We start from the raw sequence: 12,741 nt of genomic DNA, 5'->3' as shown, positions 1-12,741 counted from the left end.
GTTCATGGATGAACGGCTCGTCTCAAGTGAAGCAGACAACCATGAATCAGTGATAGAGCAAAGCCTGAGGCCGCAAAATCTGGCACAGTATATCGGACAGCATAAGGTGAAAGAAAATTTACGCGTGTTTATAGATGCGGCGAAAATGAGACAGGAGACGCTGGATCATGTTCTTCTGTACGGGCCGCCCGGACTTGGAAAAACAACGCTGGCTTCCATTGTTGCAAATGAAATGGGAGTGGAATTGCGGACGACATCAGGGCCTGCGATTGAAAGGCCTGGTGATTTGGCTGCTATATTAACGGCGCTTGAACCGGGAGATGTATTATTTATTGATGAAATACATAGACTGCACAGATCGATTGAAGAGGTGCTTTATCCTGCAATGGAAGACTTTTGCCTGGATATTGTGATCGGCAAAGGCCCTTCTGCCCGCTCAGTGAGGCTTGACCTGCCGCCGTTTACGCTGGTGGGAGCTACGACGAGGGTAGGGCTATTGACGGCTCCTTTAAGAGACAGATTCGGCGTCATGTCACGCCTTGAGTACTATACACAAGAAGAACTGGCCGATATTGTCACGAGAACTGCGGATGTATTTGAGGTTGAGATTGATAAACCGTCTGCTCTTGAAATTGCAAGGAGATCTAGAGGTACGCCGCGCGTGGCGAACCGCCTGCTGAGAAGGGTGCGCGATTTCGCCCAAGTCCTGGGTGACAGCCGGATTACGGAAGACATTTCTCAGGATGCGCTGGAGCGGCTTCAGGTTGACCGTCTCGGTTTGGATCATATTGATCATAAGCTGTTGATGGGCATGATCGAAAAATTTAACGGCGGGCCAGTGGGCCTTGATACGATTTCCGCTACGATCGGCGAGGAATCGCATACGATTGAAGATGTATATGAACCATATCTGCTGCAAATTGGATTTATCCAAAGAACGCCGCGTGGAAGGATCGTGACACCGGCCGTTTATCATCATTTCCAAATGGAGGCTCCCCGATATGACTGAGTTTCCTAAGATCATGATGATTCTTGGTGCTGTTTTGCTTATTATCGGAGCAGTTTTGCATTTTGTCGGCAAGCTGCCGGGAGATATTTTTGTGAAAAAAGGAAATGTCACGTTTTTCTTCCCGGTTGTCACTTGTATTATCATAAGTGTGGTATTATCAATTTTGCTTAATCTTTTCGGCAGAATGAAATAACAAAAGACTAGAATAAAGGTGAAGTTATCATGAAAGTCGATTTATTTGATTTTGAACTACCGGAACGTTTAATTGCACAAGTACCGTTGGAGGAACGCGATGCTTCAAGGCTGATGGTGCTTGATAAACATACAGGAGAGCTGACTGACAGCTCGTTTAAACACATTATCAGCTTTTTTAACGAAGGAGATTGTCTTGTGCTGAACAATACCCGTGTGCTGCCTGCGCGGTTATTCGGCACAAAAGAGGATACCGGTGCGAAAGTGGAGCTTCTTTTGTTGAAACAAGAAACCGGCGATAAATGGGAAACACTTGCCAAACCGGCGAAACGGGTGAAAAAAGGAACCGTTGTCACATTTGGAGACGGAAGATTGAAGGCAGTTTGCACGGAAGAGCTGGAGCATGGCGGCAGAAAAATGGAATTTCAATATGACGGTATTTTTTACGAGGTGCTGGAATCCCTTGGAGAGATGCCGCTTCCGCCATATATCAAAGAACAGCTTGATGACAAAGAGCGCTACCAGACCGTGTATTCAAAAGAAATCGGCTCTGCCGCTGCGCCTACAGCAGGCCTTCACTTCACGGAAGAAATTTTACAGCAGCTGAAAGATAAAGGTGTGCAAATTGAGTTCATCACACTTCACGTTGGCCTTGGAACATTTCGCCCTGTGAGTGCCGATGAAGTGGAAGAGCATAATATGCATGCAGAGTTTTATCAAATGTCGGAAGAAACGGCTGCGGCTTTAAACAAAGTAAGAGAAAATGGCGGCAGGATCATTTCTGTCGGCACGACCTCGACACGCACGCTTGAAACGATTGCTGGGGAACTTGACGGGCAATTTAAAGCATCGAGCGGCTGGACATCTATTTTTATTTATCCAGGCTATGAATTTAAAGCCATTGACGGAATGATTACAAACTTCCATTTGCCGAAATCGTCATTGATTATGCTGGTCAGCGCGCTTGCTGGAAGAGAAAACATTCTGCGTGCCTATAACCATGCGGTGGAAGAGGAATACCGTTTCTTCAGCTTCGGAGACGCGATGCTGATTATCTAATTTGAGAACAGGAGGCCTCATTAAAAGTGGCTGAACAACCAATACGTTATGAATTTATAAAAGAATGCAAACAAACAGGAGCGCGGCTGGGCAAAGTGCATACGCCTCACGGCTCCTTTGAAACGCCGGTTTTTATGCCGGTCGGCACACTGGCGACAGTCAAAACAATGGCGCCTGAAGAGCTGAAAGCAATGGATGCGGGCATCATTTTAAGCAATACCTATCACCTATGGCTGCGACCGGGTCACGATATTGTCAAAGAAGCGGGCGGGCTTCATAAGTTTATGAACTGGGACCGCGCCATTTTAACAGATTCAGGCGGTTTTCAGGTCTTTTCTTTAAGCAAGTTTCGTAATATAGAGGAAGAGGGCGTCCATTTTCGCAACCACCTAAATGGGGACAAGCTGTTTTTATCTCCGGAAAAAGCGATGGAGATCCAAAACGCACTCGGCTCGGATATTATGATGGCGTTTGACGAATGCCCGCCATACCCGGCAGAGTACGATTACATGAAACGGTCAGTTGAGCGGACAAGCCGCTGGGCGGAACGCTGTCTGAATGCTCACAATCGTCAGGATGAACAAGGGCTGTTTGGTATTGTCCAAGGTGGAGAATATGAAGATCTGCGCACACAAAGTGCGAAGGACTTGATTTCCCTTGATTTTCCGGGATATGCTATAGGCGGATTGTCTGTCGGTGAACCGAAGGATGTGATGAACCGTGTACTCGAGTTTACAACACCGCTCTTGCCGAAGGATAAACCGAGATATTTGATGGGAGTCGGTTCTCCGGACGCGCTGATCGACGGAGCAATCCGCGGGGTCGATATGTTTGACTGTGTGCTGCCTACTCGGATTGCAAGAAATGGCACAGTGTTTACAGCTGAAGGACGACTCAATATGAAAAATGCGAAATTCGAAAGAGATTTCCGTCCGATTGATGAAGAGTGTGATTGCTATACATGTAAAAACTACACTCGCGCGTATATTAGGCACTTGATTCGCTGCAATGAAACATTTGGCCTTCGATTAACAACTTACCATAACCTTCATTTTCTGTTACACTTAATGGAGCAGGTAAGACAGGCCATTCGCGAGGATCGTCTGGGTGATTTCAGAGAAGAGTTCTTTGAGCGTTACGGCTATAACAAGCCAAATGCGAAAAGCTTCTAAATAAACAATAACAGGCTTACAGAAAGGGGTGAAAATGATGACTGGCACTTTAGGCACATTGGTTCCTATTATTTTAATGTTTGCGGTCCTTTACTTCTTGCTGATTCGTCCTCAGCAAAAGCAGCAAAAGGCTGTACGCCAAATGCAGGAGGAACTGAAAAAAGGCGATTCAGTAGTGACAATCGGGGGATTGCACGGTACTGTTGACTCTATCGATGAGAGCAAAGTCGTAATTAAGACTGGTGAAAACACACGTCTTACGTTCGACCGCCGCGCGATCAGAGAAGTTTCTGCTGCTGAATAACAGCAGGAGCTATACATAGCAAACAAAAAAAGAGCGGGTGAGCCCGCTCTTTTTTATGTGGAAGACCTGTTTCCCCTTATGTTTACGCCGAAAATCCCGCCCAGCATGCACACCCCTAAAAACCCCAGATGGAAGAGCAGCTGTTCTGCCGTAAATGTCTTTCCGAATCCTAAATACTGAAACAATAAGATAATCAGAGAAAAACTTAAGGCAGTCAATGCGCCAATCATCCAGCCTCTTTCCTTGCCTTTCCCGCCTGAAATGAATCCGCCGATAAATAAAGAGAGAAATGAGATAGCGGTGATCAGCCAGTTAAATGATGACTCTTCCAGCGAGGTTGCGGTCAATAAAAGTGAAACCGCTAAACTTGTCAGGAGCATGGCTGAAAATATGGCGATTAAGCCGTAAAGAATGCCTTTTCCAACTTGTTTCGTTTCCTCCATGATTGTCTCCTCTCTGCCTGTATTAAAAGGCTTCTGTTCTTTTTGTGCAAAACCGTCAGACATGCTGATGGCTCGTCTTTGTAAAAATGTATTCCCTTAACCCTTGAATTAGACGTAAAAGCTTTATGAAATACAATCGGTTTTTCTTACATAAATTGTTCGTTTTGTTGCATCCTATGATGAGTCGGAGGTGCATGATGGAAGAGCTTCTCACTATTGCGTTTCGCACAATCGTATTGTATTTTGTGATACTGATCATTTTTCGTTTCATGGGCAAACGGGAGATCGGGGAGCTTAGCATTTTAGACCTCGTTGTCTTTGTCATGATGGCTGAAATTGCCGTTTTGGCCATAGAAAACGTAGAAGATCATTTGTTTCACACCATTTTGCCAATGCTTGTATTAATGGTTATTCAAGTGACATTCGCATACTTATCTTTAAAAAACCGAAAAGTCCGCCAGCTTCTTGACGGTAAGCCGACCATAATTATTAAATATGGGAAAATTGACGAAGACGCGATGAGATCACAGCGGTATAATTTTGATGATTTAATGGTTCAGCTCAGAGAAAATAGTATCGACAGAGTAGCTGATGTATCATTTGCGATTTTAGAACCGTCGGGCAAACTGACTATTGTAAAGAAAGAAAATAGCGGAGAGCATCGGCAGCTCGACTTGCCGCTCATCCTTGACGGCTCCATTCAAACCGAAAACCTGTCCAGAATCGGTAAAGATAAACAATGGCTGCTTGGAAATTTGCAAAAACACGGGTACACAGACCCTTTAGATATTTCATTTTGCTCGTTTACAGACGGAGAATTATTTATTGATGAAAAAGATGGGCACCGTACGTGACCATTATCGGATGATCAAACGTCCGATAATGGGAATGCGGCGAAGCTCATCTTTTTTAATTAAACGGAAAACGAGCAGGAGGGCAATGTAAATAGCGGCGCTCACCGCAATCCATCCAGCGAGATTCACAGCCTCAGATGCTCCAAAACGAATATATTGTTTGATGGCGGAGCTGATGAATCCGCTAATCACAATAACAGCGAAGCTGAGTGCGTATTCCTTAATTTTAATGCTGATCGGCAGCACTTTGCTTACGGTTGCTGCATGCAATAGCGTGACGAGCACCATGCCTGTAACAATGGCCAATGCCGCCCCCATAATGCCAAGAGACGGCCTTGTGGCTAGGACAAAAATAAGACCTGTTTTGACAAGCGCTCCGATTAAGCTGTTCATCATCGCAGCTCCTGCCAAATTAAGCGCCTGCAGCACAGCTTGAAGCGGGCCTTGGAAATAATAAAGCAAAAAAAACGGGGCCATCACTTTTATAAATACAGCTGCGCTTGAGGAACCGTACATCACTCTCATCAGTTCATCCGCAAATACAAATAAAATAACAACTGAAATGCCTCCGCTGAGCAGACAGAGACGCATCGCCTGTTCCAAGCGGTATTCCACCACCTGCAATTTTTTCTGCTCCATTCCTTCACTGATCGCAGGAACAAGCGCGGTCGACAAAGAATATGTAATAAAGCTGGGCAGAGTCAGCAGAGTCATGGCAAAGCCGGTCAGTTCACCGTATTGCTTTGTTGCGGAAATTGTCGCCACACCTGCAATGGCAAGGCTTTGAGCGACGACAATCGGCTCGAAAAACCAAGAAAGGTTTCCGATAAAGCGGCTCCCGGTAGTTGGAAGGGATACGCTCATTAATTGGGTAAAGGTTTGTTTTCCATTTTTAATTGACTGGAAAAAATGCTTTCTGATTTTAATTGTTTTTTTATACTTAAAGCAAACAAATAAATAAAGAAGGGATGCTAGCTCACCTGCTACTGAGGAAAGCATGGCCCCCGCTGCAGCATATTCAATTCCGTAAGGGAGAAAAATCGTCGTGCAGACAGCTACGAGTGAAATACGGACGACCTGTTCAAGGACTTGTGACATAGCGAGCGGGTTCATATTCTGTTTTCCTTGAAAGTACCCCCTCAGCACACTCGATATAGCAATAATCGGCACAACCGGCGTAATGGCCAGAAGCGGGTACAGTGTTCGCTTATCTGTCAGCATCGTTTCAGCCATAACCGGGGCGAAAAACAGAAACAGCGGTGTAAAGATGAGGCTGAGCACTCCCGTGATGGTCAGAGACATGACTAAAATGTTTTTCGTTTTTTGATGATCTCCGCGCGCACTGGCTTCAGCGACAAGCTTGCTGATCGCGACCGGCAGACCGAATTGAGTTAATGTAGTGGCCAAGAAAAAGGTAGGCGCCGCCATCATGTAAAGCCCGACCCCTTCTTCACCGATAAAACGGGCGATAACCACCCGGTTGACAAACCCGAGCATTCTTGTAACCATTCCTGCTGCGATAAGAATAAGAGTGCCCTTTAAAAAAGTCTGTTTCGCCATTTTTACCCCCTGCCTTCTCAAACTACCTGGAATCATATACAATAAAGATATGCGTATATATCGTCCAAGCATGACAAGTCTTCATGAAAAACAATAAAAAAGGAGCGTGGAATTCATGGAGAAGCATCCCGCAGATCTATATAAAGACCACGTCAGGCCGTTTCTTTTCAGCAAACTGGAAGAGTTTAAGATTCTCGGGTATGATGATGTTGAACTTGAAAGTTTGTGGTCATACTTAACAAATAAGAAGTGGAAAAAGAAAATGGAACTGAACATTTATGAACTGGCGAGTGATATTTTATCAGTGAAAATTGGCGAATTTATGAATTATGCAACCGTTGAGTCATTCAAAACGTCTAATTGGCTGGGCAGTGAAGAAGGACAGGAAGCATTGGAAGAACTGCTGAGATAGCAGATTGATTCGCACAGGTTTAAGGGAGGATATACATAATGAAAAAAGGACGCTTGATTGCGTTTTTCCTTTTCGTTTTATTGATCGGCACGGGCTTGGGCTACTTTACGAAGCCTGCCGCGAACAATATTACGTTAGGATTGGATTTGCAAGGCGGATTTGAGGTGCTGTATGATGTACAGCCTGTAAAAAAAGGTGACAAAATCACAAAAGACGTTCTGGTCAGCACAGTAGAGGCGTTGAACCGCCGGGCAAATGTTCTCGGTGTCAGCGAACCGAACATCCAAATTGAAGGAAATAACCGGATTCGCGTTCAGCTCGCTGGGGTGACAAACCAAAACAGAGCGCGTGAAATTCTGGCAACTGAAGCGCAGCTTTCTTTCAGAGATACGAATGACAAAGAATTGCTGAATGGCTCTGACCTCGTCGAAAATGGGGCTAAACAAACATATGATGCTAGAACAAACGAACCTATTGTCAGTATTAAATTAAAAGATGCTGATAAATTTGGTGAAGTGACCAAAAAGGTCATGAAGATGGCGCCAAACAACCAGCTTGTCATTTGGCTGGATTACGAAAAAGGCGATTCCTTTAAAAAAGAAGTTCAAAAAGAGCATCCTAAATATGTATCAGCTCCAAATGTAAGTAAGGAATTGAACACAAAAGACGTTACGATTGAAGGACAATTTACCGTTCAAAAAGCGAAAGATTTAGCAAACATTTTAAACGCAGGTGCACTTCCTGTGAAACTGACTGAAAAGTATTCGACATCAGTAGGCGCTCAATTTGGACAGCAGGCGCTCCATGATACGGTGTTTGCCGGTATAGTCGGTATCGCAATTATTTTCTTATTTATGCTTTTCTATTATCGTCTGCCGGGATTTATCGCGGTGATTACGCTATCCGTTTATATCTACATTACACTCCAGGTCTTTGACTGGATGAATGCTGTACTTACGCTTCCGGGGATTGCCGCGCTCATTTTAGGGGTAGGGATGGCGGTTGACGCCAACATCATTACCTATGAGCGGATTAAAGAAGAGCTTAAGCTAGGCAAGTCAGTTCGCTCTGCCTTCCGTTCAGGAAACAGACGGTCATTTGCGACAATTTTTGACGCGAATATTACAACGATTATTGCCGCGGTTGTGCTCTTTATCTTTGGGACAAGCTCTGTTAAAGGGTTTGCGACAATGCTGATCCTATCGATTTTGACAAGCTTTATCACTGCCGTTTTCTTATCAAGATTTCTTCTCGCTCTCCTTGTGGAAAGCAGATGGCTTGACCGGAAAAAAGGCTGGTTCGGCGTTAATAAGAAGCATATTATGGATATTCAGGATACGGACGAAAATACAGAGCCGCATACGCCGTTCCAAAAATGGGATTTCACGAGCAAACGCAAATATTTCTTTATTTTCTCCAGTGCGGTCACGATTGCCGGGATTATTATCCTGCTTGTGTTCAAGCTGAATCTTGGCATTGACTTCGCAAGCGGTGCACGGATTGAAGTGCAAAGTGACCATAAGCTGACGACAGAGCAAGTTGAGAAGGATTTTGAATCTCTGGGCATGGACCCTGATACTGTTGTTCTGTCAGGTGAAAAGAGCAATGTCGGTGTTGCCCGTTTTGTTGGAGTGCCTGATAAAGAAACGATTGCCAAAGTAAAAACGTACTTTAAAGACAAATACGGGACAGAGCCGAATGTCAGCACAGTTTCACCGACAGTCGGCAAAGAGCTGGCAAGAAATGCGCTGTACGCAGTTGCTATAGCTTCTATTGGCATCATCATTTACGTTTCAATCCGATTCGAATACAAAATGGCGATTGCCGCAATCGCTTCACTGCTTTATGACGCATTCTTTATCGTCACGTTCTTCAGTATTACAAGGCTGGAAATTGATGTTACGTTCATCGCGGCCGTCCTGACGATTATCGGGTATTCGATTAACGATACAATTGTTACATTTGACAGGATTCGCGAGCATATGAAAAAGCGCAAGCCGAAAACATTTGCCGACCTGAACCATATTGTAAACCTGAGCCTGCAGCAAACCTTTACACGATCTATTAACACTGTATTAACTGTCGTGATCGTTGTTATCACGTTGCTGATCTTTGGAGCATCTTCTATTACAAACTTCTCAATTGCTTTATTGATCGGGCTGTTAACAGGCGTTTATTCCTCTCTATACATTGCCGCACAAATTTGGCTTGCATGGAAAGGGAAAGAATTGAAAAAAGACTCGGCTCAATAAAACATCTCAGGCTGTCCTCTGCGGGACAGCCTGTTTTTTGAAGTTTCATTGAACTTAAAACAGGCATTTGCTATAATGACATACGCTTACATTTAAACATATATATGGTGTTAAACGTGTTTGTGACTGGTTTTCAGATATGTAGGAGGGTTTATATATGAGGGTTCGCGAATCAGAGCTGCCGGGCATAGGACAAAAAGTTGAAATGGTTACTAGAAACCGTGATAAAATTTCAATTATCATTCATCATGACGGACGGAGAGAGCTTTACTATTTTGACGAAAACGACCATGAAGAATGTGTTGCCTCCATGCAGCTTGATGACGCTGAAGCAAGGCAGATTTCTGCAATTCTTGGCGGAATGGCATATAAACCGAAAGCAATAGAACAGGTTGAGTCAGCCCTTGATGATTTTATGATAGAGTGGTGTAAAGCAGAAGCGGGAGCGCCTGCCATTCATCAGACGATTGGTGATTTGGATGTGGGGCAGGAATATCATGTGACGGTCATTGCAATGATTAAGAAGAATCAGGATAGACAACTAAATCCGAGCTCTGAAACAGTCATTGATGAAGGCGATACACTTGTCATGTCCGGTGAGGGAAGCGGACTGAAGAGGCTGATCCGGGAAAAATTGACCGTAAACATGGCTTAACCTAGTGTTAAGCCATGTTTAAAACCAGTCTTGATAGGGAAAGTTACCTCAATAAGAAGTTTGGGGGAAAGAGAATGAATAAACAATGGACCATTATTTTCGCACTTATTTTTACCTTAATTGTCGCTATTTTTGCAGTCATTAATGTTCGATCCGTAGAAGTTGATTACCTGTTTGGCAGGTCAGAATGGCCGCTCATTCTTGTTATTTTAGGCTCGGTTTTAATGGGAGCGCTCATTGTATTTTCTGTCGGCATTTTTCAGGTGATGAAATTAAAGCGGGAAATCAAAACACTGCGGAAAGAAAATAGAACTGCAATCCATAAACAAGAGGATACCCAGCTTGCTGATCAGACCGACACACAGGATGCTTCAGCCATGATTGAGAAAAAAGACTAGTTTTCGAATATTATTTGAAACCCTTCAGCCTGCTCTAGTATAATAGGGTGGTTGAGGGGTGAATTTATGTTAGCGTCAAAAATGCGATGGGAAATCCAGCGACCAGATCAGGATAAGGTCAAATCACTCACAGAACAATTGCATATAACACCTCTTGTTGCGTCCCTGCTTGTAAAAAGAGGCTTTGATACGGCAGAAAGCGCTAGGCTGTTTTTACATACAAAGGATGCCGATTTTTATGATCCTTTTGAAATGAAAGGCATGAAAGAAGCGGCAGATCGAATAAAACAGGCGATTTCACAACAAGAACAGATTATGATATATGGCGATTATGACGCCGATGGGGTTACCAGTACGTCAGTGATGCTTCACACGCTGCAAAAACTATCGGCTCAAGTTGATTTTTATATACCTGACCGTTTTAAAGAAGGATATGGACCTAATGAACAGGCGTTTCGTTCGATTAAAGAACGGGGCTTTTCCTTGATCATTACGGTTGATACAGGAATTGCCGCTGTGCATGAAGCGAAGGTGGCAAAAGAACTCGGGCTGGATGTCATTATTACAGATCATCATGAACCGGGACCGGAGCTTCCGGATGTCCATGCGATCGTCCACCCGAAGCAGCCGGGCTGCACTTACCCGTTTAAAGAGCTTGCAGGGGTCGGAGTCGCGTTTAAGCTGGCCCATGCTTTATTGGGTGAACTTCCGGATGAACTGCTTGACCTGGCGGCAATCGGCACCATTGCTGACCTTGTCCCGCTGCATGACGAAAACAGATTAATTGCAACACTAGGACTTGAAAGGCTTCGGCGGACAAACCGGCTCGGCTTAAAAGAACTGATTAAGCTGTCAGGCGGAGACATCGGAGAAGCGAACGAAGAAACTGTCGGATTTCAGCTCGCTCCAAGGCTGAATGCCGTCGGAAGAATCGAACAGGCGGACCCAGCTGTTCATTTGCTCATGTCAGAGGATTCGTTTGAAGCGGAAGAGCTTGCCGCAGAAATTGACCAGCTGAACAAAGAGCGCCAAAAAATGGTCAGCAAAATGACGGATGAAGCGATTGAAATGGTTGAACGGCAAGGGCTCGATCAAACTGCAATTGTCGTGGCAAAAGCCGGATGGAACCCGGGAGTCGTCGGGATTGTGGCCTCAAAGCTTGTGGACCGTTTCTATCGCCCTGCTATTGTGCTTGGCATTGATGAAGAAAAGGGGATCGCTAAAGGTTCGGCCCGAAGCATCAGGGGATTTAATTTATTTGAGAGCCTTTCTGAATGCAGGGATATTCTTCCTCATTTCGGCGGCCATCCAATGGCGGCGGGGATGACGCTGAAAGCCGAAGATGTGTCGGATTTGCGAAGCAGGCTGAATGAAATAGCGGACAATACGCTTACGGAAGAGGATTTTGTTCCTGTACAGGAAGTCGACCTTGTCTGCAGCGTCGAGGACATTACAGTTGAAAGCATCACAGAAATGAACATGCTTTCTCCTTTTGGCATGCTGAACCCGAAACCGCACGTTCTCGTAGAAAACGCAGTACTGGAAGATGTCCGCAAGATAGGGGCAAATAAAACTCATGTCAAAATGACGATCAAAAATGAGTCGTCTCAGCTTGATTGCGTCGGTTTTAATAAAGGTGAGCTCGAAGAAGGCATCGTACCGGGATCAAGAATTTCCATTGTCGGTGAGATGTCAATCAACGAATGGAACAATCGGAAAAAACCGCAGCTTATGATAAAGGATGCCGCTGTTTCTGAATGGCAGCTGTTTGATTTAAGGGGAAAACGGACGTGGGAAGATACAGTTTCCGCCCTTCCATCTGCTAAACGGGCCATTGTCTCTTTCAAAGAAGACTCAACAACACTTCTTCAAACTGATGGCCTTCGTCAAGAAGTGCAGGTCATCAGCTCAGAAGATCAAGCAAAGGCGTTTGACCTCGATGGTGCATATATTGTATTGCTGGATCCGCCGCCTTCGTTGGACATGCTCGCACGTTTGCTGGAAGGAAAGGCGCCTGAGCGGATATATTTTATTTTTCTCAATCATGAGGACCACTTTTTATCGACTTTTCCCGCAAGAGACCACTTTAAATGGTATTATGCGTTCTTGCTGAAAAGAGGCGCTTTTGATGTGAAAAAACACGGTTCAGAGCTTGCAAAACATAAAGGCTGGTCCGTTGAAACAATCAATTTCATGACAAAGGTGTTTTTTGATCTCGGTTTTGTTAAAATAGAGAATGGTGTGCTGTCTGTTGTGAGCGGAGCAAAGAAACGTGACTTAACAGACTCACAAACATATCAGGCGAAACAGCAGCTGATGGAACTGGATCAAAAGCTGAATTATTCTTCTGCTGAAGAGCTGAAGGAATGGCTGAATAAGCTGATGAAACAAGATTCAGAGGCTTATGAAAGTACGAGGAGGACATAAAACA

Annotated in this window: 13 protein-coding genes; 11 read left to right on the top strand and 2 right to left on the bottom strand. The window is 44.6% G+C overall.

Features of this window, described 5'->3' with window-relative positions; translation table 11 throughout:
* Positions 1–4: 4 nt before the first annotated feature.
* From ruvB to yajC, 5 genes are read left to right on the top strand one after another with little or no spacing between them, the layout of a single operon-like run.
* A complete protein-coding gene (ruvB, locus tag BFW96_RS12830) occupies positions 5–1,009 on the top strand; it encodes a Holliday junction branch migration DNA helicase RuvB (protein WP_014664823.1) in 1,005 nt (334 codons plus the stop codon).
* Positions 1,002–1,202, top strand: a complete 201-nt coding sequence (locus BFW96_RS12825; protein ID WP_014664822.1) for a DUF2905 domain-containing protein — start codon at positions 1,002–1,004, stop codon at positions 1,200–1,202. Before ruvB ends, BFW96_RS12825 begins: the two co-directional genes overlap by 8 nt.
* Before the next feature lie 29 nt (positions 1,203–1,231).
* Positions 1,232–2,260: a tRNA preQ1(34) S-adenosylmethionine ribosyltransferase-isomerase QueA gene (gene queA / locus BFW96_RS12820; protein WP_069839608.1), complete on the top strand. Its 1,029-nt coding sequence runs from the start codon at positions 1,232–1,234 to the stop codon at positions 2,258–2,260.
* A gap of 26 nt (positions 2,261–2,286) precedes the next feature.
* Positions 2,287–3,432: a tRNA guanosine(34) transglycosylase Tgt gene (gene tgt, locus BFW96_RS12815; RefSeq protein WP_014664820.1), complete on the top strand. Its 1,146-nt coding sequence runs from the start codon at positions 2,287–2,289 to the stop codon at positions 3,430–3,432.
* A gap of 37 nt (positions 3,433–3,469) precedes the next feature.
* A complete protein-coding gene (gene yajC / locus BFW96_RS12810; RefSeq protein WP_003237527.1) occupies positions 3,470–3,736 on the top strand; it encodes a preprotein translocase subunit YajC in 267 nt (88 codons plus the stop codon).
* Between the two features lie 53 nt (positions 3,737–3,789).
* On the opposite strand, the gene BFW96_RS12805 is transcribed toward yajC, so the two are convergent.
* A complete protein-coding gene (locus BFW96_RS12805) occupies positions 3,790–4,179 on the bottom strand; it encodes a TIGR04086 family membrane protein (RefSeq protein ID WP_032728255.1) in 390 nt (129 codons plus the stop codon).
* 197 nt (positions 4,180–4,376) lie between these two features.
* Here BFW96_RS12805 and BFW96_RS12800 point away from each other — a divergent pair, with 197 nt between their 5' ends.
* Positions 4,377–5,033, top strand: coding sequence for a DUF421 domain-containing protein (locus BFW96_RS12800; RefSeq protein ID WP_069839607.1), 657 nt, complete (start codon positions 4,377–4,379; stop codon positions 5,031–5,033).
* A 3-nt stretch (positions 5,034–5,036) separates the two neighbouring features.
* Here BFW96_RS12800 and spoVB read toward each other — a convergent pair whose 3' ends face one another.
* Positions 5,037–6,593 carry a stage V sporulation protein B gene (spoVB, locus tag BFW96_RS12795; RefSeq protein ID WP_040082292.1) on the bottom strand — a complete coding sequence of 519 codons (1,557 nt, stop codon included), beginning with the start codon at positions 6,591–6,593 and terminating at the stop codon, positions 5,037–5,039.
* A 115-nt stretch (positions 6,594–6,708) separates the two neighbouring features.
* On the opposite strand from spoVB, the gene comN reads away from it, so the two are divergent.
* From comN to recJ, 5 genes are all read left to right on the top strand, one after another.
* Complete coding sequence (gene comN / locus BFW96_RS12790; protein WP_069839606.1) at positions 6,709–7,005, top strand: post-transcriptional regulator ComN; 297 nt, start codon at positions 6,709–6,711, stop codon at positions 7,003–7,005.
* 38 nt (positions 7,006–7,043) lie between these two features.
* Entirely contained in the window at positions 7,044–9,257 is a 2,214-nt protein-coding gene (gene secDF / locus BFW96_RS12785; RefSeq protein WP_069839605.1) for a protein translocase subunit SecDF, read from the top strand.
* Positions 9,258–9,414: 157 nt separating this feature from the next.
* On the top strand, positions 9,415–9,912 hold the full coding sequence (locus tag BFW96_RS12780) for a cation:proton antiporter regulatory subunit (protein WP_069839604.1): 498 nt from the start codon (positions 9,415–9,417) through the stop codon (positions 9,910–9,912).
* Between the two features lie 74 nt (positions 9,913–9,986).
* Entirely contained in the window at positions 9,987–10,310 is a 324-nt protein-coding gene (locus BFW96_RS12775; RefSeq protein ID WP_040082297.1) for a LapA family protein, read from the top strand.
* 66 nt (positions 10,311–10,376) lie between these two features.
* Positions 10,377–12,737 (top strand): single-stranded-DNA-specific exonuclease RecJ, encoded by a 2,361-nt coding sequence (gene recJ, locus BFW96_RS12770; RefSeq protein WP_069839603.1) that lies wholly within the window; start codon positions 10,377–10,379, stop codon positions 12,735–12,737.
* Positions 12,738–12,741 lie beyond the last annotated feature (4 nt).

The organism is Bacillus sp. F56 (assembly GCF_001748205.1).
GTDB classification, from domain to species: Bacteria; Bacillota; Bacilli; order Bacillales; family Bacillaceae; genus Bacillus; species Bacillus stercoris.
This window is presented reverse-complemented; position numbering and strand designations above follow the sequence as displayed.

Excerpts from the sequence above, each read along its gene's own strand:
- BFW96_RS12775 (WP_040082297.1), top strand. The coding sequence starts at position 9,987 with ATGAATAAACAATGGACCATTATTTTCGCACTTATTTTTACCTTAATT.
- BFW96_RS12780 (WP_069839604.1), top strand. The coding sequence starts at position 9,415 with ATGAGGGTTCGCGAATCAGAGCTGCCGGGCATAGGACAAAAAGTTGAA.
- comN (WP_069839606.1), top strand. The coding sequence starts at position 6,709 with ATGGAGAAGCATCCCGCAGATCTATATAAAGACCACGTCAGGCCGTTT.
- BFW96_RS12805 (WP_032728255.1), bottom strand. The coding sequence starts at position 4,179 with ATGGAGGAAACGAAACAAGTTGGAAAAGGCATTCTTTACGGCTTAATC.
- recJ (WP_069839603.1), top strand. The coding sequence starts at position 10,377 with ATGTTAGCGTCAAAAATGCGATGGGAAATCCAGCGACCAGATCAGGAT.
- queA (WP_069839608.1), top strand. The coding sequence starts at position 1,232 with ATGAAAGTCGATTTATTTGATTTTGAACTACCGGAACGTTTAATTGCA.
- secDF (WP_069839605.1), top strand. The coding sequence starts at position 7,044 with ATGAAAAAAGGACGCTTGATTGCGTTTTTCCTTTTCGTTTTATTGATC.
- ruvB (WP_014664823.1), top strand. The coding sequence starts at position 5 with ATGGATGAACGGCTCGTCTCAAGTGAAGCAGACAACCATGAATCAGTG.
- spoVB (WP_040082292.1), bottom strand. The coding sequence starts at position 6,593 with ATGGCGAAACAGACTTTTTTAAAGGGCACTCTTATTCTTATCGCAGCA.
- yajC (WP_003237527.1), top strand. The coding sequence starts at position 3,470 with ATGACTGGCACTTTAGGCACATTGGTTCCTATTATTTTAATGTTTGCG.
- BFW96_RS12825 (WP_014664822.1), top strand. The coding sequence starts at position 1,002 with ATGACTGAGTTTCCTAAGATCATGATGATTCTTGGTGCTGTTTTGCTT.
- BFW96_RS12800 (WP_069839607.1), top strand. The coding sequence starts at position 4,377 with ATGGAAGAGCTTCTCACTATTGCGTTTCGCACAATCGTATTGTATTTT.